Below are 17,518 nucleotides of genomic sequence, written 5' to 3'. Positions count from 1 at the left end.
CCGGGTGAGCCGGCGGCGAGATCCGTTGCGACACAGCGGGTTCCCGGACGTCCCGCGCCGGGAATCGCGTCGCGGGGTGCCGGTGGTGGTTGCCGCCGGCCATTCTCCGTGCTGGTATCCCGGCGTCGGCCGAATCGGCGAAGTACCGCGTAAAGGGAGTTCGGAGTTCATGCGCAGCAACATTGTCCAGACGGCGGCGGGCGCGGCGATCGTGGCGTGCCTGGTCACGGCGTGCGGCTCGGACGGCACGGCCGGTTCGGGCGCATCGGCCGGCCCGGATCTCAGCTCGTCCAGCGGGACCGCCGCACCGCAGCCGCCCGGTCAGGGCGCCGGGGACGCGGCCCGGCAGGTGAGCGCGTCGATCGAGCAGGCGCTGCAGCAGGCACCGATCACCTTCGCGCCGGAGAAGGCCGACCTGCCCGCGCAGGCGACGCAGGCTCTCGGTCAGATCGCCAAGGCCTTGCAGGGCAACAGCGTGAAGATCAGCGTCGCGACCCATGCGGGTTACCCCGACGCGGGAAAGGCGAAGACGCTGTCGGAGAAACGGGCCGAAGCGATCACGTCCGCGCTCGAAGGGCTCGGGGTCGGCAAGGACCGGGTCGTGCAGGACGCGAGCGGCAACGAGAAAGCACAAGGCGCCGAAGCGCTGGACACGCAGATCAGCGTCGCGCAGTGACCCTGGGCGCCGGTCCGGCTCGTCCGCGGCGAGCCGGCGGCGGCGACCCGGGTGCAGGAACCTGCGCCGCGATGCGGGCGGGCGCCGCAGCCTGCTGCGGCGCCCGCCCGTGGTAGTTCCCGGCGCTATCCCTGGGCGGGCAGTCGCGTCCGGGTCGCTTCCGCGGCTTCGAAAGCCGTGCGAACCTCGTCGGGAATCCGTCCCCGCTCGGAAACCTCGTACCCGTTGGCCTGTGCCCAGTCGCGCGTTCGGCGGCTGCGCATGCGGCTCGCGGAGGTCCTCGGGCCGCTGCCGTTGCTCGTCGCCGGTTGTCCGGGAGCGAGCTTCCTCCGGCGCCCGCCCGTGCGCTGACCGGCGTCGACGTACCGCGCGAACTCGTCGCGAAGCGCCTGGGCGTTCTCAGCGGACAAGTCGATCTCGTACGAGACCCCGTCGAGCGCGAACGGCACCGTCTGCGTCGCGGCCCCGCCGTCCAGGTCGTCGACGAGTTCCACGAGAACCTTTTGTGCCATGGAACGCCTTTCTGCGGCACGGTTGTGATCAAGCCGTCACCGGCGAGCGCAGCCGCGTAGTGCGGCGGTGAGATGTCCGTGCGCGACCAGGAGTTCGGTGTGACTGTCGGCGAAGCGGCCCGTCCGGGCCGAATCGACAGCGCGGCGGAGCGCCGTCAAGGCTTCCGGCGCCCATTGCGCCAAGGCATGGGCGGCGGCGCGTGCCGCGGGCTCGATCTCGGTGATCAACGTCGGCGGCAGGCCGGCGTCGGGCGCGACCGTGGCCGCCACACCGAGGACGCGTACCCGGCACAGAAGGTCGTGCAGAACTTCCGGAACCGCAGCCGCAGCGGGAGTTTCGGCGGTCATCGATCCCTCGCATTGGTGAACACGGCTGGTATTCGTGGCGAAGTTAGCCGTCCGCCGCCGGTTCGCGCGAGGAACGCCATGCTTCCGGGGTCCCCCGCGTGGGGTCGCCCGCCTGGGAGCCGAACCACGGCGAACCGGGCTCGGTCGCGCAGACTGGCCGCATGAGCCAAACGGGATCGAGGAAACGCGAGCAGGCCGGAACGGCTGCTCGACACACACGCCGGGTCCTCTGCGGCGCGGGCTTGGGTGCGTTGCTCGCGGCCGCGGCCTGGGTGGAGTTCTGGGTGGTGATGAACATCTAGCGCGAGCACGGGCGTCACGTGGCCGGCGAAACCGATGCGGTGCGCGAGCTTCGACGCCTCAGTCCTCGGGCACGTCGACCGGGGACCAGAGACTCGGCAGGTTGACCACGATGCCTTCCTGGCTGCTGCGCGCGATGATGACGACGGCCTCTTCGTCGGCCGGGTTCTCCTCGCGGTGCGGCACGTACGGCGGCACGAAGATGTAGTCACCGGGCCCGGTCTCGATGCGGACCTCCTCGTCCCCGTCGGCGAAGACGAACACGGGGTGGCCGGACTTGACGTAGATCGCCGTCTCCGCCTCGCCGTGGTGGTGATCGCCCGAATTGGTCACCGGCGCGACGTGCGTCTCGCCCATCCAGACCTTGGACGAGCCGACGGTCTTGCCGGAGATGGCCTCCAAGCGGGTCATCCCGGTCGTCTGGTTCGTGTCGCCGGTCAGGTCCGCGCCGCGGATGTGCCGCAGCGGCTGGTGCCAGAGGTCGGTCATCGGAGTCCTTCCAGATCGTGACGCGGTCCGGGGCCGCGTCGGTGCGCAGGCCGGCGATCCGGGTGCGTGACCATCTCGGCCTCCCTCAAGATACGGATCTTCCTGATGCACCCGGCACCGCGGGCGAGCGCAACGCCTCGACCGACGTCCCGGGCCTGCGCCGGCCACGCCACCCGCATCGGCGACGGCGCGCTGACCGGCACCACGGTCGTGGAGCCGCCGCCGGACGCGGTGGTCTCCGTCGACACCCGCGGCGGGGCCCGAACCGGCGCGTCAGCGCGGAGGTGAAAGGCGGCGTGGGGACGTCGCCGAACGGGCGTACGAGCCGCGGGACCGCGACCACCTGGTCGTCGACACCGCCGCCGGGATGGCGGCGGAACGCGTCGAGCTGATCTGCCGATGAGGTGTGCTCGACGTCTTGGCGATCACCATGGGCAGCGGCGCAGCTCGCGGCACCACCGGCCGGCCCGTGATCATCGGTCCCTCGCGGCGCGCCCGGTCAGGTGTGTTTTGATGGGCACCTGGGGTCGGGGACCGAGGCGGGGGGCGGATGAGCAATCCATTGGTCGCGGAGACCAAGGACTCGACCACGGCGTATTCGGGCGTTTCGCTGCTCGAGTCGGCGAACGACCTGAAGTCGGCGATCGAGAGCGGGGACTGGGCCTCGGTCGCGATGGGCGCCGTCGGCACCGCGCTGGACGCCCTTTCCATGGCGATGGACCCGTTCGGCGCGATCCTCGCCGCCGGCGTCGGGTGGCTGATCGAACACGTCGGCCCGCTCAAAGCAGCCCTCGACGGCCTGACCGGCAACGTCGACGAAATCGCCGCCCAGTCGGAAACCTGGAAGAACGTCGCCACCGAACTCGGCAGCATCGGCCAGGACCTGACGCGCATGGTCGAAACGGACGTCTCGTCGTGGACCGGCACCGCCGCCGACGCCTACCGGGAGCGCGCACAGGACACCGTCACCCTGCTGGAGACCGCCCAGAAGGGCTGTGAGGGCGCGTCCAGCGGTGTGAAGACGGCGGGCGAGGTCGTCGCGGCGGTGCGGGCGCTGGTCCGCGACATCATCGCCGAGCTGGTCGGGCACCTGATCAGCTGGGCGTTGCAGGTGGTCTTCACGCTCGGCATCGGGATGACGTGGGTCGTCCCGCAGGTGATCGCCGCGGTCGCGAAGACGGCGTCGAAGATCGCGGACCTGACCAAGCGTCTGGTCAAGGCGCTGCAGGCGTTGATTCCGCTGTTGAAGCGGGCCGGTGACCTGTTCTCGGACGCGGCGAAGGCGCTGAAGAACATCAAGCCGGGCAAGAGCGCGCCACCGCCGAAGCACGCGGACATCGACGGCAACCCGAAGGGCCTCGGCGGCCCCGGCGGCAAGGGTGGTCCGGACGCACCTCCGCCGAAGACCGATCCGCCGCCGCAAGGCGGCGGCACCACGCCTTCGGGTGCGAAGAGCGACCCGCCGCCGAAGACGGACCCGCCGCCGAAGACCGATCCGCCGCCGGCGAAGGACGACCCGCCGCCGGCTTCGCGCGGCCTCGACGACCCGCCGGGCGGCGACTCGACCACGTCCGCCGGCGCGAAGGGCTCCGGCGGAGCGAAGGGGTCCGACCGGAACACCGCCGAGACCAAGGAACCCGGCTGCAAGGAAGGCAGCGGCGACCCGATCGACGTCCAGACCGGCGACGTCCTGGTCACCGAAAGCGACCTCGTCGTGCCCGGTCCGCTGGGACAGCTCATCGTCCGCAACCACGTTTCGTCCTACCGGGCCGGGCGCTGGTTCGGGCCGTCCTGGGCGTCGCTGGTGGACGAGCGCTTGACCGTGGCGAACGGCACCGTCACCTACTACAGCGCCGACGCCATGATCCTCCGGTTCCCGGTGCCCGCGCCGGGAACCGCGGCCACCGCCCCGCACGGTCCGCTGCGGCGGCTGTACGGGCAGGGGGCCGCGTACGTCCTGGAGGACCCCGCGCGCGGTACCCTGCGGCGGTTCGCCGCGGCCGACGGGAACCCGGACCTGTACCTGCTCAAGGAGATCCGCTCCGAGAGCGGCGGATACGTCGAGCTGGACCACGACGCCGACGGCGCGCCCGTGCTGCTCACGCACTCCGGCGGCGCGCGGATCGCCGTGGACGTCGCCGGCGGCCGGATCCGCGCCGTCCGCGCGCTGTCGGAAGCGGGTGACGTCCTCGTCGCCCGTTACGACTACGACGCGCACGGGCACCTCGCCCTGCGCGCCAACTCCTCGCCCCGGCCTGCCCGCTACACCCATGACCCCGAGGGCCGGATCACCGGCTGGACCGACCACGTCGGCGCCTGGTACCGCTACGTCTACAACCGGCACGGCCGCTGCGTGCGGGGTGCCGGCGACCAGGGCTACCTCGACTGCACGCTCGCCTACGCCGAGCGGCGCACCACCGTGACCGACTCCTTCGGCCGGCACACGGTGTACGAGTTCGACGAAGACGGCAACACGATCGCGCTGACCGACCGGCTCGGCGGCGTGACCCGCCGCGAGTGGGGGCCGCGCGACGTGCTGCTCTCGCGGACCGATCCGCTCGGCAGGCGCACCGAGTTCGAGCACGACGCGGACGGGCGGCTCGTCGCGGTGCTGCGCGCCGACGGTTCCCGGGTGCTGATCGCCGAGCGGAGCGACACCGAGCTGGTGATCGAGGTGGCCGACGGCGACCGCGTCTTCCGCCGCCGCTATCCGGCCCCGAACCTGCCCGACCCCTACACCGACCCGCTCGGCGTCGGCGAGGACCAGCATCTCGAGCACGCCGGGGGCGCCCCGGACCTCACCGAGCGGCCCCGCGTCGAAGCCGACCTGTTCGGGCGGCCGCGGGCGGTCGAGGGCGCCGGCGGCCGCACCGCGTACGCGTGGACGGTGGAAGGCTCGCTGCGGGAAGTCCTCGCCGTCGACGGAACCCGCCGGCAGTGGACGTTCGACGGCGAAAGCGAAGAAACGTCCTTCACCGACGAGCTGGGCCGGGTGGTCCGCACCGAAAACGGCCCGATGGGCACGGTCGTCGCCACGGTCGACGCCGCCGGTGCGCGCACCACCCACCGCTACGACACCGAGCTGCGGCTGGTCGCCGTGACCAACCCCGCCGGGCGGACCTGGCACTACACCTACGACGCCGAAGACCGGCTGCTGTCCCAGACCGACTTCGCCGGCCGGGTCACCCGGTGCGAGTACGACGCCGCGGGACAGCGGGTGCGGCTCACCGGCCCGGCCGGGGAGACCGTGGAGTCCCGGTACGACCTGCTGGGCAACCTGACCGAGCGGATCAGCCCGGCGGGCACCGAGACCTACCGCTACGACCCGGTCGGCCGGCTCGTGTACGCGTCCGGGCCGGACGGTGTGCTCGAGCTGGCACACGACGGCTTGGGCCGGGTCACGCGGCAGACCACCGCGGCCGGGACCACCACCTTCGGCTACCCCCACGGCGCGAAGACCCGGCGCACCCCGTCCGGAGTGGACGTCCACTGGGGACAGGGCGCGGACGGCGCCGAAGTGCTGCGGATCGCCGGCACCGAGCTGACCCTGCGCCAGGACGCCGCCGGCCGCACACTCGGCCTCTTCGCCGGGCCGAACCCGGTGCTGCGGCAGGAGTTCGACGCGGTGGGCCGGCTCGCGGCGCAGCACACCCCGGCCGGTGTCACGCGCTACCACCGGCGCCCGGACGGCAGCGTCGCCGGCCGGGAGGACCCGGCCGGGGGAGTGCGGTACGAGTTCGACAACGCCGGCCGCGTCACCGCCGCCGTGTACCGCGGCGGAGCCGAGCGCTACGCCTACGACGTGCTCGGCAACCTGATCTCCTCCTCACCGGGGACCGGCCCCGAGGCGGGCCCGCGCCAGTACACCGGCGGCGTACTCGCCGCGGCGGGCGCGGTGCGTTACGCGCACGACGCGCAGGGCCGGCTCGTTCAGCGGACCCTGCCCGCACCGGACGGAACGCCGCTGACCTGGACGTTCGGCTGGGACGCGCACGACCACCTGATCGCGGTGCGCACGCCGGACGGCACGCGGTGGCGCTACCGCTACGACGCGCTGGACCGGCGCACGGCCAAGGAACGGCTGGACACCACGGGCGCGGTCGCCGAACGGGTCGACTTCGCCTGGGACGGCACGAACCTCGTCGAAGCCCGGCACACCGCGGGTGGCGTGCCGGTGGAGACCCTGACCTGGATCCACCACCCCGGCGAGGACCGCGTGGTGGCGCAGGCGCGCACGCTGCCCGACGGGCGGGTCGAGGTGTCCGCGGTGATCACCGACGAGGTCGGCACCCCGATCGAGCTGGTCAGCGCGGACCACGGCACGGTCAGCCCGGTGCGGACGAGCGTGTGGGGCCTGACCGCGGCCGGCGTCCGCCCGCCGACACCGCTGCGGTTCCCCGGGCAGTACCTCGACGCGGAAACCGGTCTGCACCACAACGTCTTCCGCTACTACGACCCGGCCAACGCCCGCTACATCTCACCGGACCCGCTCGGCCTGACCCCGGCGCCGAACCCCGAGACCTACGTCGAGGACCCGTTCCTCGCGGCCGACCCGCTCGGCCTGACGAGGAACAACGGCAAGGTCGTCAACTACGCCGACGACCCGACCGCGTTCCTCGACGACGACGAAACCTTCGCGGCGGAGGCCCCGTGCAAGCGGGCCTCGAAGAAGCGCCCCAACCCGAACCCCGGCGCCGGGACCGGCGCCGCCGGGACCGGGTCCGCCACCAAGAAGCCCCGGACCGGCCGCTACGACCCGCCGCTCACCGGTGACGCCAACAAGCCGCACGGCGATTCCAGCCGCACGGTGATGGAAGGCGGCGGGAAGTCGGGCAGCGGCTCGATCGACGGCTCCGGCAAGGGGAAGTACCCCGGCGGCACCACGCCGGCGGGCAACCACCTCACCGACGTCAACGACCTGAACGCGACCAAGCACGCGAACTACGACCCGCGCCTGCAGGGCGAGCTCGACAAGCTCCGCAACCCCAACGACAAGAACGGGTACAAGCCCGACTCCGACGAAGGCTACTTCATCAAGGGGCACCTGAAGAACAACGACCTCGGCGGCTCCGGCACGGCGGACAACATGACCACGCTGTCCCGCAAGGCGAACTCCCAGATGTCCGGCAACTTCGAGAACAAGCTCAAGCAGGCCGACATCCGGATCGGCCAGTTCAAGGACACCGTCAACAACATGAGCGACGAGACGTTGCAGCGGAAGATGCGCGAGTGGGGCATGACCTCGACCCCGGCGGAGTTCCGCAAGCAGGCCAACGACCTCAAGGTGGACTACGCGGTCACGGCCAGCGACAACGTCAAGTGGAAGGACGCCGTCAACCCCGCCGAACGGGGCATCCGGCACCACGTCAGGCTCGACGCCGAGTACCGGGGCCTGACCTCCGACGTGCAGAAGTTCATCCAGCACAACAAGGAGGACAACTTCCTGCCGGAGTTCCCGCCGAAGGGAACGAAGCTGGACACGATCAGCGGCGCGTTCGATCCACCGATCAGGTGGGGCTCGAACCGGCCGATGCCCAACCTCGGCGAGTAGCGCCGCACCCGCCGATCGGTCCCGGGCCGGCGCGGCTTCGACCCGTTCCCGTCCCCGGGTGACCTGACCAGCGATCGCGAGCTTGCCGTGGATGCGGCCGCGCGCGTCTCCGCCGACGGCGGACACCTCTCGATCGGCTCGACGCGGACGGCGCCGGTCGCGATGACGGTAGTCGGCCGGCCCGGCGAAGACACGGTGCGGCGACCGCTTCCGAGACCCGCGGCGGCGCCGCCGACTTGTCGATCGCCCGCATGTACCGGTCCCCGGTTTTTCGGGGTCGCCGGGAAGGCGAACTGACCGGGGGTTGCCGACGATGGCACATCGGCATGCCCACCGGCCGGTCAGGCGTCGGAGCGCGGGCGCCGGAGGGTGAACGTCTCGAACGGCTTGAGCTCACCGCCGGTACCGACGACGTCGTAGTACGTCACCCGCATCGTCGTCACGCCACCCCGGCGGGTGCCCGGGTCGACGGTGAACGCCGCGAAGCCGTAGGAGTTGGCCGCGTCGCGGACGGCCGACCACGGTGCGTCCTCGGTGACGTAGACCGGGGGGCGCTTGCCGGTCGCGGGGTCGGGGTCGCCCACCGCGGTGATCACCCGGCAGCGCGGCGGGGTGAAGAACAACTGGTTCGACGGTGCCGACGTGCCGCCTCCGCCGAGGACCATGTGGACGGTGCCCTTGCCGGTGTCGACGACGTCGGTGCGGGTGGCCGCCGGCAGCGGGGTGCGGGTCGGGGTGGCCGCCGCGCCGCGGATCGGGTGGGAGCGTTCGTAGTGGTGTTCGTGGCCGCACACCACCAGGTCGACACCGTAGCGATCGAACAGCGGCACCCACTCCTCGCGGATCGCCAGGTCGGCGCCGTTGAACCGGTCGGCCGTGCTGACCGCGACCTGGTGCATGCACACGACCACCCAGTCGACTTCCCGATCGGCGCGTGCGGTCGCGAGTTCCTTCTCCAGCCACGCCTTCTGCGCACCCTGCGAATAGCCGCGGACGTAGGAGTTGCCGCCGTCCTGGTAGCAGATGTCGTCGTTGGCCAGGCTGATCACCCGCACCGAACCCACGGTGAAGGAGTACCAGAGGCCGCGTGTCACGTCGGTCTGGCCGGCGGCCGGCGGCACCGAGAAGTACGTCTGGTAGGCGGCGTAACCGATCGGGCCGTTGCCCAGTTCGTTCTCGTGGTTGCCGGCGGCCGGCATCCACGGCCGGTTCCGCGCGCTGCGGCTGTTGTTCGTCCAGAAGTCCCACCACGTGCGGACCCGGTCGGTGGCCAGGTTGGCGTAGCACAGGTCGCCGTTGAAGAGGTGGAACAGCGGCTGCACCCGTTCGACACCGGCGGTCGTGTCGCCCGCCGCGGGCGAGCCGAGGTTGTCGTTGACCAGCGGCGGGTTCGGCAGGGTGACCCCGGCGGGCGGGACGAACCGCTTGCCGAGGGTCGGGGTGCCTTGGTCGCCGAAGCTGGTGAAGGTGAACGCCGCCCGTCCCCGGGGAGCGGTCCGGAACGTCGCGAGCGCCGGCTCGGCGCCGTCGTGCAGCGCGACGTAGACGTACTCGCCGTTCGGCCGGAGATCGCGCAGCGGGGCGTGGAACGCGTAGACGACCTGGCCGGACTTCGCGTCGGTGTAGCTGACGGTCTTCGCCGGGACGCTTCGCTCGTAGCGGCCGTCGGGACGTCCGACGAGCACACGCGGGTTGCGGGCCGGCTGCAGCGCGTGCCAGGACACCACGACCTCGCTCGCGGCGTCGGCGCCGAACTGCAGGTGCAGGCCCTCGACGGGAGGTGTCGTGGTGGGGTCCGCACCCGGACTCGTAAGGGCGTCTGTCGCGGGTTGCGCGTCCGCCGTCCCGACGAGCGGCCCGACCGACAGCGCCACGCCCGTCGCGCCGGCCGCGGCGAGGAAGCCGCGACGGTCGAAGTGGCGGGCGAAGATCTTCTCGTCATCGGTCATCCCGAAACCCTCGCCGATCGTCGCGTCGGCGGCCACCACGTCCGGGTGAACGACGCGGGGCGAAACGGTGGCGCGTCCGGCCTCGCCGGCCCGTCGCGGCGGCCCGTAAATCGAGGTGCTCGGTCGACGCCGTTCCGGATAGCGTCCGTCGGCATGGCATCGAAACTGGCACGTCCTCCGCTCCAAGCCGACGAACGGACCGCGCTCATCGGCTGGCTGGACCTGCAGCGGCAGATCCTTCGCTGGAAGTGCGAGGGGCTGAACGACGACGACGCGCACCGCTCGGTCATCCCGACCTCCCCGGCCATGACGATGGCAGGGCTCGTCTCGCACATGCGCTGGACCGAGCACACCTGGCTGGAGGTGCTGTTCCTCGGTGGCGACGAGAAGGAGAACCCGTCCTTCGACGAGTCGGCCGAAGACGCCGACTGGCAAACAGACGGCCGCCCGCTCGCCGAGCTCCTCGCGGAATACGAGGCCCAGTGCGCCCGCAGCAACGCGATCGTCGTGGCGGCCTCCCTGGACGATGTCGGCCGCCATGCCGGCTACCGCGCCGGGGGCGCCAACCTCCGCTGGATGCTGATCCACCTCATCGAGGAGACGGGCCGGCACGCGGGGCACGCGGACATCGTCCGGGAGCTGCTCGACGGCACGAAGGGCTACTACTGACCGAGGCCGGCGCGGAAGGCGGGCCGTGGCAGCACCGCAGGAGCCCGGACAGCTGCGTCGCGGTTCACCCGCGCGTGAGTGCTTGGTCGGCGAGCGCTCCGATGAGTGGCGTGAGTGTTCGGGCGTAGCTGGTCGTCAGGTGGTTGTCGTCGCGGTACACGAGGACGTTGCCGATGATGACCGGGCAGCGCTCGGCGGTGCAGAAGGCCTTGGTGAGATCGGCGTAGTCGCCGCCGCGGGCGGTGGTGGCCGTGGCTTCGGCGGCGACTCCGGTGCTGCTCATCGCGACCGGTTCGGGTGGTGTGCAGGCGGTGGCGTCGTCGAGGTGGGCGGACAGGCAGGCCGGCACGGTGGACTGGGGATCCGGGACCGGTCCGAGGACCAGGACGGCGGCGCCGGTCGATCGCAGCTGCGCCACCGTCCGGGCGAGACTGTCGAGCCAGGAGCGGCTGTAGACGGTGAAGCCGAAGTCGGCTCCGTAGCGCCGGGACATGCCGAGGACGACCAGGCTGGGGTGTTCGGTTCGGAGCCGGTCGAGGACCTGACCGCGCCACTGCTCGCATTCGACGTACTCCCGGCCCAGATAGGGGCTGGTGAGCGGCAGATCCAGCATCGGGCAGGTGACCTTGCCGAGGGTTTCCAGCCGCCAGTGCCGTTGCTGGGCCAGCGCTTCGAACGCGGGGCTCCACATGGCCGCGTGCGAGTCGCCGACCAGGGCGACGGTGGTGCTCGACCCTGGATCGCCGGAGCGGCACGGCGGTTGTCCGAGGTCGCGCCACGAGCGCACGCAGCCGTTGACGAACACGGCCGCCTTGTCGTTCTTCGCCTGGGTCAGCGGGGGAGTGAGGTTGGCCGGAACCTGGCGTGCGGCGGCTGACGCGGCGACGGATGCCTGCACTTGCGCGATCATCTGCTGGAGGACCGTGTCGCGCGCGTCGGGCGTCGACGACGAGGGCGCGGCCGGGGTCCGAATCGTCGGAACGGGAGCGGCGAGGCCGTGTCCGGCCGGGGTGGGCGCCAGGACGGACAGCACCAGCGCCGTGCTGGCGGCGAGCGCGGTGACCAGCCCGCCGAGCACGATGCTGCGCGCCGGTGACCGCCGCAGTGGCTTGGCGAACCGGCCGGGGTTCTCGATCAGGACCAGCGTCAGCACGGCCAGCACACCGGACACCGCCACGGCGGCCAGCCGCTGGGCCGGGGACGGCGGGTGACCGAGCAGCGGCGGGGTGAACAGCAGCACCGGCCAGTGCCACAGGTACCACGAGTAGGACAGGCGCCCCAGGGCGCGCATCGGCGCTGCGGAAAGGACGCGGCCGGCGCCGCGCTCGGGACCGGCGACGATCACCAGGGCCGTGCCGAGCACCGGCAGCACGGCGGCGACACCGGGATACGGCGTGCGCGCGTCGAGCCGCACGCAGGCCAGCACGATCGCGGCCATTCCCGCGTAGCCGAGCACACCGGCCAGCCACGGCGGCAGCCGGGACCAGCGGTCGGCGGAGAGGGCGACGACGCCGCCGGCGGCCAGCTCCCAGGCGCGGGCGGGCAGGGAGAAGAAGGCCCACGGCGGCAGGACGCGGGTCCAGGTCGCGGAGACGACGAACGATGCGGCCGCGATCGACGTCAGGACGAGCAGGTAAGGCGTCACCGACGGGCGGGTCGCGCGCCGGGCCAGCACGGCCGTGCCGATCAGCAGGGCCGGCCACAGCAGGTAGAACTGCTCCTCGACGCCGAGCGACCAGTAGTGCTGGAACGGTGACGGTGGCGTGTCGGCGGCCAGGTAGGACGTACCCTGCCAGGCGAACCGGTAGTTGCCGACGTAGAGCGCGCTGGCGATCCCGTCGCCGAGGACGTCGCGGGCCTGCAGCGGCGGAAGCAGCGCGACCGCCCCGATCGACGTGGTCACCGCGACCGTGCCGGCCGCCGGCAGCAAGCGCCGGGCCCGCGCGCCGTAGAACCGCGCCAGCCGGACGGATCCGGTGTCGTCGAGCTCGCGCCACAGCAGCCTGGTGATGAGGAAACCGGAGATCACGAAAAACACGTCGACGCCGGTGAAACCGCCCGGCAACCCGGGCATCCCCGCGTGGAAGAGCAGCACGGCCGCGATCGCGACGGCTCGCAGGCCCTCCACGTCCGGCCGGAAGCCGGACCGTCTGGTCGCTCCGTCCACGACAGCGGGAATGGGGTGCATGGACGCTCCACCGGGAACTGGTGCGGATCCACCGTCAGGCGCCGGCGGAACCTGTTCGCCGCGGGCTACCCGCTTTCCTGGGCGACACACCTGATGGCGACGGCGCGCCGGTGGGGGCCGTGGATCTTCGCCACCGGCCGGGGCGCCGCTGCGGCGACCGAAACGGATCGTGCTCCACTTGTGCTACCGTGGAGCACGTAACCGAAGCAGGATCCGTTTACGTGCTCCACGAGCCGTTCCAGGAGATGGGTGAGCATGAAAGAACCGGTGGCCACGGGCCGGGCGGTCCAGTTCGAGTCGTTCGGCGGGCCGGCGGCCCTGCGCCTCCGCGAGGTACCTGTGCCGCAGGCCGGGGCGGGGCAGATCCGTGTGCGCGTCACCGCGGCCGGGCTGAACCCGATGGACTGGTTCATGACCTCCGACGCGGAGACCGCCGCGCGGTTCGGGTTGAGCCTGCCGTGCGGGTTCGGCACCGACTTCGCCGGCGTGGTCGATCAGGTCGGGGACGGCGTGCGCGCGTTCGCCGTCGGCGACCGGGTGTTCGGTGGCGTCCTGTCCCGCGCCGTCGCCGACTATGTCGTCGTCGAGGAGACGGGGACCATCGCGGTCGGCGGGGAGGCGCACCGCACCCCGGACGGTGTCGGCGACCGCACCGCCGCCACCCTCGCCATCGCGGGCTGCACGGCGGCCGCGGCGCTGGCCGTGGTCAAACCGGGCGCGGGTGACACGGTGCTCATCGGCGGCGCGGGAGGCGGGGTGGGCGTGTTCGCCGTCCAGCTCGCGCGCCTCGCGGGCGCGCGAGTGATCGGAACGGGGTCGGCGACCTCGGCCGGCGCCCTGCGAGCACTGGGGGCCGAGCCGGTCACCTATGGCGATGGCCTGGTCGACCGGGTCCGTGCGCTGGCCCCCGAAGGTGTCGACGCGGCGGTGGACCTGCACGGGACGGACACGGTCCACGCGGCCCGCGAGCTCGGCGTGCCCGACGAGCGCATCACCACCATCGCCGCCCAGGTCGACGGGATCACGCCGGCGAACGGCGCCAACGCGGCCCCGGGCGCCATCGACGAGATCGCCGGCCTGGTGGCGGCGGGCCGGCTGCGGGTGCCGATCGCGGCCGGCTTTCCGGTCGAGCAGATCCGCGCGGCCGTCGAACTCCAGGCGGGGCGGCACGTGCACGGGAAGGTCGTCATCGACCTCGGGGAGCGCTGACGATCGGCGGTCCAGGGCATCGGTGCGGCAACGTCGTCACCGCACCCGGAGTACCAGCTTGCCCGTCGTCGAGCCGGACTCGATCCGGTGGTGCGCGGCCACGGCCTGGTCCAATCCCAGCGCTTCGGCCTCCACGCGCAGGTCGCCGTCCGCGACGGCCCGGATGGCGCGGCGCAGTGCCCGGCCCACCACGTCCGGGGCGACCGACGAGAACGCGGCCAGGTTGAAGCCGGACACCGTCTTGGTGGTGAACCACAGCTCGTTCGCGGAGATGCCGACGTCCTCGGCCCCCGAGGCGTTGCCCAGCACCACCAGCCGCCCCATCGGCGCCAGCCGGTCCAGGCTCGCCCGGCGCGCCGGGCCGCCGACCATGTCCACGACGACGTCGAACTCGCCGGTGCCGGCGACGTCGTCGCGCAGGACGACTTCGTCGTAGCCGAACGCCTTCGCCGCCGGGATCTTCGCTTCGCTCCCCACCGTGCCGACCACCCGGCCGGCGCCCAGCAGCCGGGCCACCTGACCGAGCTGGCTGCCCACCCCGCCGGCGGCGGCGTGCACCAGCACGCTTTCCCCGCGGTCCAGCCGGGCGACGCGCTCCAGCACCAGGAACGCGGTGGTGCTGTTGGACGGCACCGCCGCCCCGACCTCGAACCCCGCGTCGCCCAGCGGCGCGACCAACGCGGCGCCGGTGGTGACGACCTCGGCGTAACCACCACTGTCCACAATGGTCAGCGCGGCGACCGGCTCGCCCACCCGCAGTCCCTCGACGCCTTCACCCAGCGCCCGGATCCGGCCGGAGACCTCGATTCCGGGGACGAAGGGCAGCGGGACGTCGACGACACCCTGCCGGTAGAGGATCTCCGCGAAGTTGGCTCCGGCGTAGGCGACGTCGATGGAGACCTCGCCCGGGCCGGGTTCGGGAACCGGCACCTCGCCGAGCCGCAGGACCTCGGCCGGGCCGAACTCGGGGATGCTGACCGCCTTCATGCTGTTCGTCATGGTTTTGATCGTATGGCGGCCGTGCCGGTGGACCAGGTCCGGCGCAACCTGGGTCTGCCAGTACCAGGCGCGGCCGCCTCAGGGCACTGGACGGGCGATCGCGGTCGTCAGCGCTGCGGCTCCGGCCGCGGATGCCGTGACCGCGGCCGTGATCGGCCAGCCGGCCCATTCGGCTGCTGCCGCGCCGAAGGCTGTGCCGAGACTTCCGCCGACGAAGTAGACCACCATGTACGCGCTGTTGAACCGTGCCGGCGCCGCAGGGGCGATGGCGAGGACGACACTCTAGTTCGCGACCTGGGCAGCGAAGAGCCCGGCGTCGAAGAGCGCAAGGCAGACGAGAGTCGTGACGGTGCTCGCCAGCGTGAAGCCGGCGACGATCGCGGCTGCGCACGCCAGGACCAGGCCGGCCAGGATCACCTTGCGGGCGCCGACCCGGTCGGTCCAGGCTCCGGCGACTTGAGTTGCCAGAATGCCGGATATTCCGGCCAAGGCGTACAGGCCGATTCGCTCGGCGGAATACGAGTACGGGGGCGCTGAGAGGGCTGCCGCGAGTCCGGCCCACATGGCGCAGAACGCGAAGAACCACAACGCGCCGCGGAACGCGGCGATTCGCAGGGCGGCGTATCCGACGAACAACCCGGGAAGAGAGCGGAGAGTCGTCAGATATCGGCGATCGGCCGACGCGCGTCCGGCGGGCAGGAACACCAAGCAGCACACCGCGGCGAGCACGCACGCGGCGGCGAACACCAGCAGCATTTCGCGCCAGCCGATCTCGTCGGCCAGCCGGCCGCCGGCGATCCGGCCGGCGAGGATCCCGGCCGAGATTCCCGCGGTCACCGTGCCCAGGATCGTCGCCCGCCGACGCGGAGGGGCGAGCCGGCCCGCCAGCGAACTGAGCCCCGCGCCGACCGCCTCCCGCCACGCCGATCAGGAACCCCAGCCAGACCACGTCACTCACAGTGGCGCTCAACGCCAACGCGGCGGCCAAGACCCCGAATTGGGTCGCGAGTACCCGCGATGGCGACAGCCGGTCGACCAGAGGCACGAGAAGAACGAGTCCGGCCAGATAACCGACCGGCCCCAACGCCAGCGCGCCGCCGACCCCGGCGATTTGCGCACCCAGCGAATCCGCCACATCGGCCATCGCGGGCTGCAGTGGGTAGATGGCCGACGTCCCGAGCGCGGCGGCAAGCGACATGAACAGGACGACAGGACCACGTAATGAAGTCCCGGTCTTTGTGGCTGGTGCGGATTTCACACCGGAAAACCTACAAAGCGGCACTGGACGATGCTGGCCGGATTGCGACCTCACCGTCCGCTCGACGCGGCCGAGCCTGGTGCGGGCGAACGCTGTAGCCGGGTCAACGAGGCTCGGCGACGAAGACCCAGCCGCCGTAGTAGGCGTCGTCGTAGCAGTCGCCGACGAGTTTCCAGCCCCGGTGCGTCCTGAAGAAGGCGTCCTGCGCCCGTTCACACTGGTCGTAGCTGACGTACGGGCCCTGGAAAGACGCGGACGCCGAGGCCGGTGCCGCGGTGGCTGCGAGAGCGGATTCACCGAGACCGGCGATGGTCCCGGCGGCCATGGCGACGACGGTCGCGATACGAAGGGCGGCCATGGATTCTCTCCTCACTTTCGTGGTGGTTCAGCGCGCTTCGCCGATGTCGCTGCTGACGGTGGCGATCGACGCGCCGAGCGTGGTGCGCCGGTAGATCACGCTGCGCCCGTCCCGCGTCGCGGTGACCAAGCCGTTGCGGCGCAACGTGGACAGGTGGGTGCTGATCCCGCCCGGACTGGTGCCGAGCAGGCGGGCGATCTGGCTGGTCGATCGGGGGACGGCCAGTTCCCGCAAGATGCGCGCGCGCGTGGAGCCGATCAGGGCGGCCAGCGGATCCTCGTTCCGGCCCGCCGAGCCGGCGTCGAGCCAGGTCCGGCCGATCTCGCGCACCGGGTAGTGCAGCTGGACGGTGGCCGGAGAGCGGTCGACGACGATCAGCCGCGGCCAGGCGAACACCGACGGCACCAGCGTGATCGAGGTGCCTGCCACGCCGGCGCAGGCGTGGTGCTCCTTGGCGATGACGAGCCGCCCGCGGTCGACGCGGATTTCGGCGTGCAGGTCGGTGAACAGGCCGTGGAGACCGTCGCGCAACGCACGTTCGGCCCGGTACGCGATCTCGGCGTCCAGCGCCGCACGCAGGTGTGAACGAACCGGAGCCAGCGTGTGCTCGGCGTAGCCGCGCAGTGCCTGTACCAAGCGGGTCCGGCCGCTTCCGCCGCGCAGCGGAGCCGGAACGGGCTCGGGTGCCCACACTCCGCCAGCTCGGCCTCGTACTGGGACACGGGCATCGAGGCGAGGCCGGCGAGCTGGTCGTCCAGCGAAACGCCAGGGTCGGTTTCGGCCGGGTACAGGAAGTCGGGAACGAGCCCGCGCTCGGGGACCGCCAGCCGCAGCAGATCGTCCGCGGGCACGCGCGGCAGCCACGGCGTGAAGGCGCGAGCCACGGGCGCTCGCAGGCTGCAGGCGAGTTCGCCGAGCGGTGAGTAGCCCCACCGCGTGGCCCCCAGCGCGTCGACACTCAGCTCGAACTCGATCACACCCTCGCCCCCTCCGGCCCGGACCAGCATGCCGC

At 72.1% G+C, this 17,518-nt stretch carries 16 protein-coding genes; 6 read left to right on the top strand and 10 right to left on the bottom strand.

Translation table 11 applies throughout. The features are described 5' to 3' along the window. Positions 1 to 169 precede the first annotated feature (169 nt). Positions 170 to 676 (top strand): OmpA family protein, encoded by a 507-nt coding sequence (locus BT341_RS31290; protein ID WP_072479682.1) that lies wholly within the window; start codon positions 170 to 172, stop codon positions 674 to 676. Between the two features lie 125 nt (positions 677 to 801). On the opposite strand, the gene BT341_RS31285 is transcribed toward BT341_RS31290, so the two are convergent. Together BT341_RS31285 and BT341_RS31280 are read right to left on the bottom strand one after the other, a co-directional pair. Beyond that, on the bottom strand, positions 802 to 1,188 hold the full coding sequence (locus BT341_RS31285; protein WP_072479681.1) for a histone-like nucleoid-structuring protein Lsr2: 387 nt from the start codon (positions 1,186 to 1,188) through the stop codon (positions 802 to 804). 36 nt (positions 1,189 to 1,224) lie between these two features. Next, entirely contained in the window at positions 1,225 to 1,536 is a 312-nt protein-coding gene (locus BT341_RS31280) for a hypothetical protein (protein ID WP_072479680.1), read from the bottom strand. Between the two features lie 161 nt (positions 1,537 to 1,697). On the opposite strand from BT341_RS31280, the gene BT341_RS45590 reads away from it, so the two are divergent. After that, positions 1,698 to 1,838 carry a hypothetical protein gene (locus tag BT341_RS45590; RefSeq protein WP_177328933.1) on the top strand — a complete coding sequence of 47 codons (141 nt, stop codon included), beginning with the start codon at positions 1,698 to 1,700 and terminating at the stop codon, positions 1,836 to 1,838. Between the two features lie 58 nt (positions 1,839 to 1,896). Here BT341_RS45590 and BT341_RS31275 read toward each other — a convergent pair whose 3' ends face one another. Then, positions 1,897 to 2,325, bottom strand: coding sequence for a cupin domain-containing protein (locus BT341_RS31275; RefSeq protein WP_072479679.1), 429 nt, complete (start codon positions 2,323 to 2,325; stop codon positions 1,897 to 1,899). A gap of 550 nt (positions 2,326 to 2,875) precedes the next feature. Between BT341_RS31275 and BT341_RS31265 the strand changes: the two genes are divergently transcribed. Then, positions 2,876 to 7,876, top strand: a complete 5,001-nt coding sequence (locus BT341_RS31265; protein ID WP_245805171.1) for an RHS repeat-associated core domain-containing protein — start codon at positions 2,876 to 2,878, stop codon at positions 7,874 to 7,876. Positions 7,877 to 8,217: 341 nt separating this feature from the next. Here BT341_RS31265 and BT341_RS31260 read toward each other — a convergent pair whose 3' ends face one another. Next, positions 8,218 to 9,825 carry a metallophosphoesterase gene (locus BT341_RS31260; RefSeq protein ID WP_072482284.1) on the bottom strand — a complete coding sequence of 536 codons (1,608 nt, stop codon included), beginning with the start codon at positions 9,823 to 9,825 and terminating at the stop codon, positions 8,218 to 8,220. Between the two features lie 153 nt (positions 9,826 to 9,978). Here BT341_RS31260 and BT341_RS31255 point away from each other — a divergent pair, with 153 nt between their 5' ends. Further along, positions 9,979 to 10,494, top strand: a complete 516-nt coding sequence (locus tag BT341_RS31255) for a DinB family protein (RefSeq protein WP_072479677.1) — start codon at positions 9,979 to 9,981, stop codon at positions 10,492 to 10,494. Between the two features lie 64 nt (positions 10,495 to 10,558). On the opposite strand, the gene BT341_RS31250 is transcribed toward BT341_RS31255, so the two are convergent. Next, entirely contained in the window at positions 10,559 to 12,682 is a 2,124-nt protein-coding gene (locus tag BT341_RS31250) for an acyltransferase family protein (RefSeq protein ID WP_072479676.1), read from the bottom strand. 255 nt (positions 12,683 to 12,937) lie between these two features. Between BT341_RS31250 and BT341_RS31245 the strand changes: the two genes are divergently transcribed. Then, positions 12,938 to 13,891: an NADP-dependent oxidoreductase gene (locus tag BT341_RS31245; RefSeq protein WP_072479675.1), complete on the top strand. Its 954-nt coding sequence runs from the start codon at positions 12,938 to 12,940 to the stop codon at positions 13,889 to 13,891. A 36-nt stretch (positions 13,892 to 13,927) separates the two neighbouring features. On the opposite strand, the gene BT341_RS31240 is transcribed toward BT341_RS31245, so the two are convergent. From BT341_RS31240 to BT341_RS45585, 5 genes are all read right to left on the bottom strand, one after another. Beyond that, the gene (locus tag BT341_RS31240; RefSeq protein ID WP_072479674.1) at positions 13,928 to 14,890 is read right to left on the bottom strand and encodes a quinone oxidoreductase family protein; all 963 of its coding nucleotides are present in this window, start codon (positions 14,888 to 14,890) and stop codon (positions 13,928 to 13,930) included. Between the two features lie 78 nt (positions 14,891 to 14,968). Then, complete coding sequence (locus BT341_RS46820; protein ID WP_245805170.1) at positions 14,969 to 15,118, bottom strand: hypothetical protein; 150 nt, start codon at positions 15,116 to 15,118, stop codon at positions 14,969 to 14,971. A gap of 54 nt (positions 15,119 to 15,172) precedes the next feature. Next, on the bottom strand, positions 15,173 to 15,736 hold the full coding sequence (locus tag BT341_RS46815; protein WP_245805370.1) for an MFS transporter: 564 nt from the start codon (positions 15,734 to 15,736) through the stop codon (positions 15,173 to 15,175). A gap of 515 nt (positions 15,737 to 16,251) precedes the next feature. Beyond that, a complete protein-coding gene (locus tag BT341_RS31230) occupies positions 16,252 to 16,506 on the bottom strand; it encodes a hypothetical protein (protein ID WP_072479673.1) in 255 nt (84 codons plus the stop codon). A 27-nt stretch (positions 16,507 to 16,533) separates the two neighbouring features. Next, complete coding sequence (locus tag BT341_RS45585) at positions 16,534 to 17,199, bottom strand: ArsR/SmtB family transcription factor (protein WP_084743049.1); 666 nt, start codon at positions 17,197 to 17,199, stop codon at positions 16,534 to 16,536. Here BT341_RS45585 and BT341_RS45580 point away from each other — a divergent pair. Next, on the top strand, positions 17,190 to 17,429 hold the full coding sequence (locus tag BT341_RS45580) for a hypothetical protein (RefSeq protein ID WP_072479671.1): 240 nt from the start codon (positions 17,190 to 17,192) through the stop codon (positions 17,427 to 17,429). The two genes, BT341_RS45585 and BT341_RS45580, sit on opposite strands and share 10 nt — an antisense overlap. Positions 17,430 to 17,518 lie beyond the last annotated feature (89 nt).

The sequence above is a fragment of the Amycolatopsis australiensis genome, from assembly GCF_900119165.1.
GTDB lineage: Bacteria > Actinomycetota > Actinomycetes > Mycobacteriales > Pseudonocardiaceae > Amycolatopsis > Amycolatopsis australiensis.
The sequence above is the reverse complement of the archived record's forward strand: the minus strand, read 5'-3'. Positions and strand labels throughout refer to the sequence as shown.

Coding starts and splice junctions, on each gene's coding strand:
- BT341_RS31240 (WP_072479674.1), bottom strand. CDS start 14,890: ATGACGAACAGCATGAAGGCGGTCAGCATCCCCGAGTTCGGCCCGGCC.
- BT341_RS31260 (WP_072482284.1), bottom strand. CDS start 9,825: ATGACCGATGACGAGAAGATCTTCGCCCGCCACTTCGACCGTCGCGGC.
- BT341_RS45590 (WP_177328933.1), top strand. CDS start 1,698: ATGAGCCAAACGGGATCGAGGAAACGCGAGCAGGCCGGAACGGCTGCT.
- BT341_RS31275 (WP_072479679.1), bottom strand. CDS start 2,325: ATGACCGACCTCTGGCACCAGCCGCTGCGGCACATCCGCGGCGCGGAC.
- BT341_RS31280 (WP_072479680.1), bottom strand. CDS start 1,536: ATGACCGCCGAAACTCCCGCTGCGGCTGCGGTTCCGGAAGTTCTGCAC.
- BT341_RS31245 (WP_072479675.1), top strand. CDS start 12,938: ATGAAAGAACCGGTGGCCACGGGCCGGGCGGTCCAGTTCGAGTCGTTC.
- BT341_RS46820 (WP_245805170.1), bottom strand. CDS start 15,118: ATGGTGGTCTACTTCGTCGGCGGAAGTCTCGGCACAGCCTTCGGCGCG.
- BT341_RS31250 (WP_072479676.1), bottom strand. CDS start 12,682: ATGCACCCCATTCCCGCTGTCGTGGACGGAGCGACCAGACGGTCCGGC.
- BT341_RS31290 (WP_072479682.1), top strand. CDS start 170: ATGCGCAGCAACATTGTCCAGACGGCGGCGGGCGCGGCGATCGTGGCG.
- BT341_RS31255 (WP_072479677.1), top strand. CDS start 9,979: ATGGCATCGAAACTGGCACGTCCTCCGCTCCAAGCCGACGAACGGACC.
- BT341_RS31230 (WP_072479673.1), bottom strand. CDS start 16,506: ATGGCCGCCCTTCGTATCGCGACCGTCGTCGCCATGGCCGCCGGGACC.
- BT341_RS31285 (WP_072479681.1), bottom strand. CDS start 1,188: ATGGCACAAAAGGTTCTCGTGGAACTCGTCGACGACCTGGACGGCGGG.
- BT341_RS31265 (WP_245805171.1), top strand. CDS start 2,876: ATGAGCAATCCATTGGTCGCGGAGACCAAGGACTCGACCACGGCGTAT.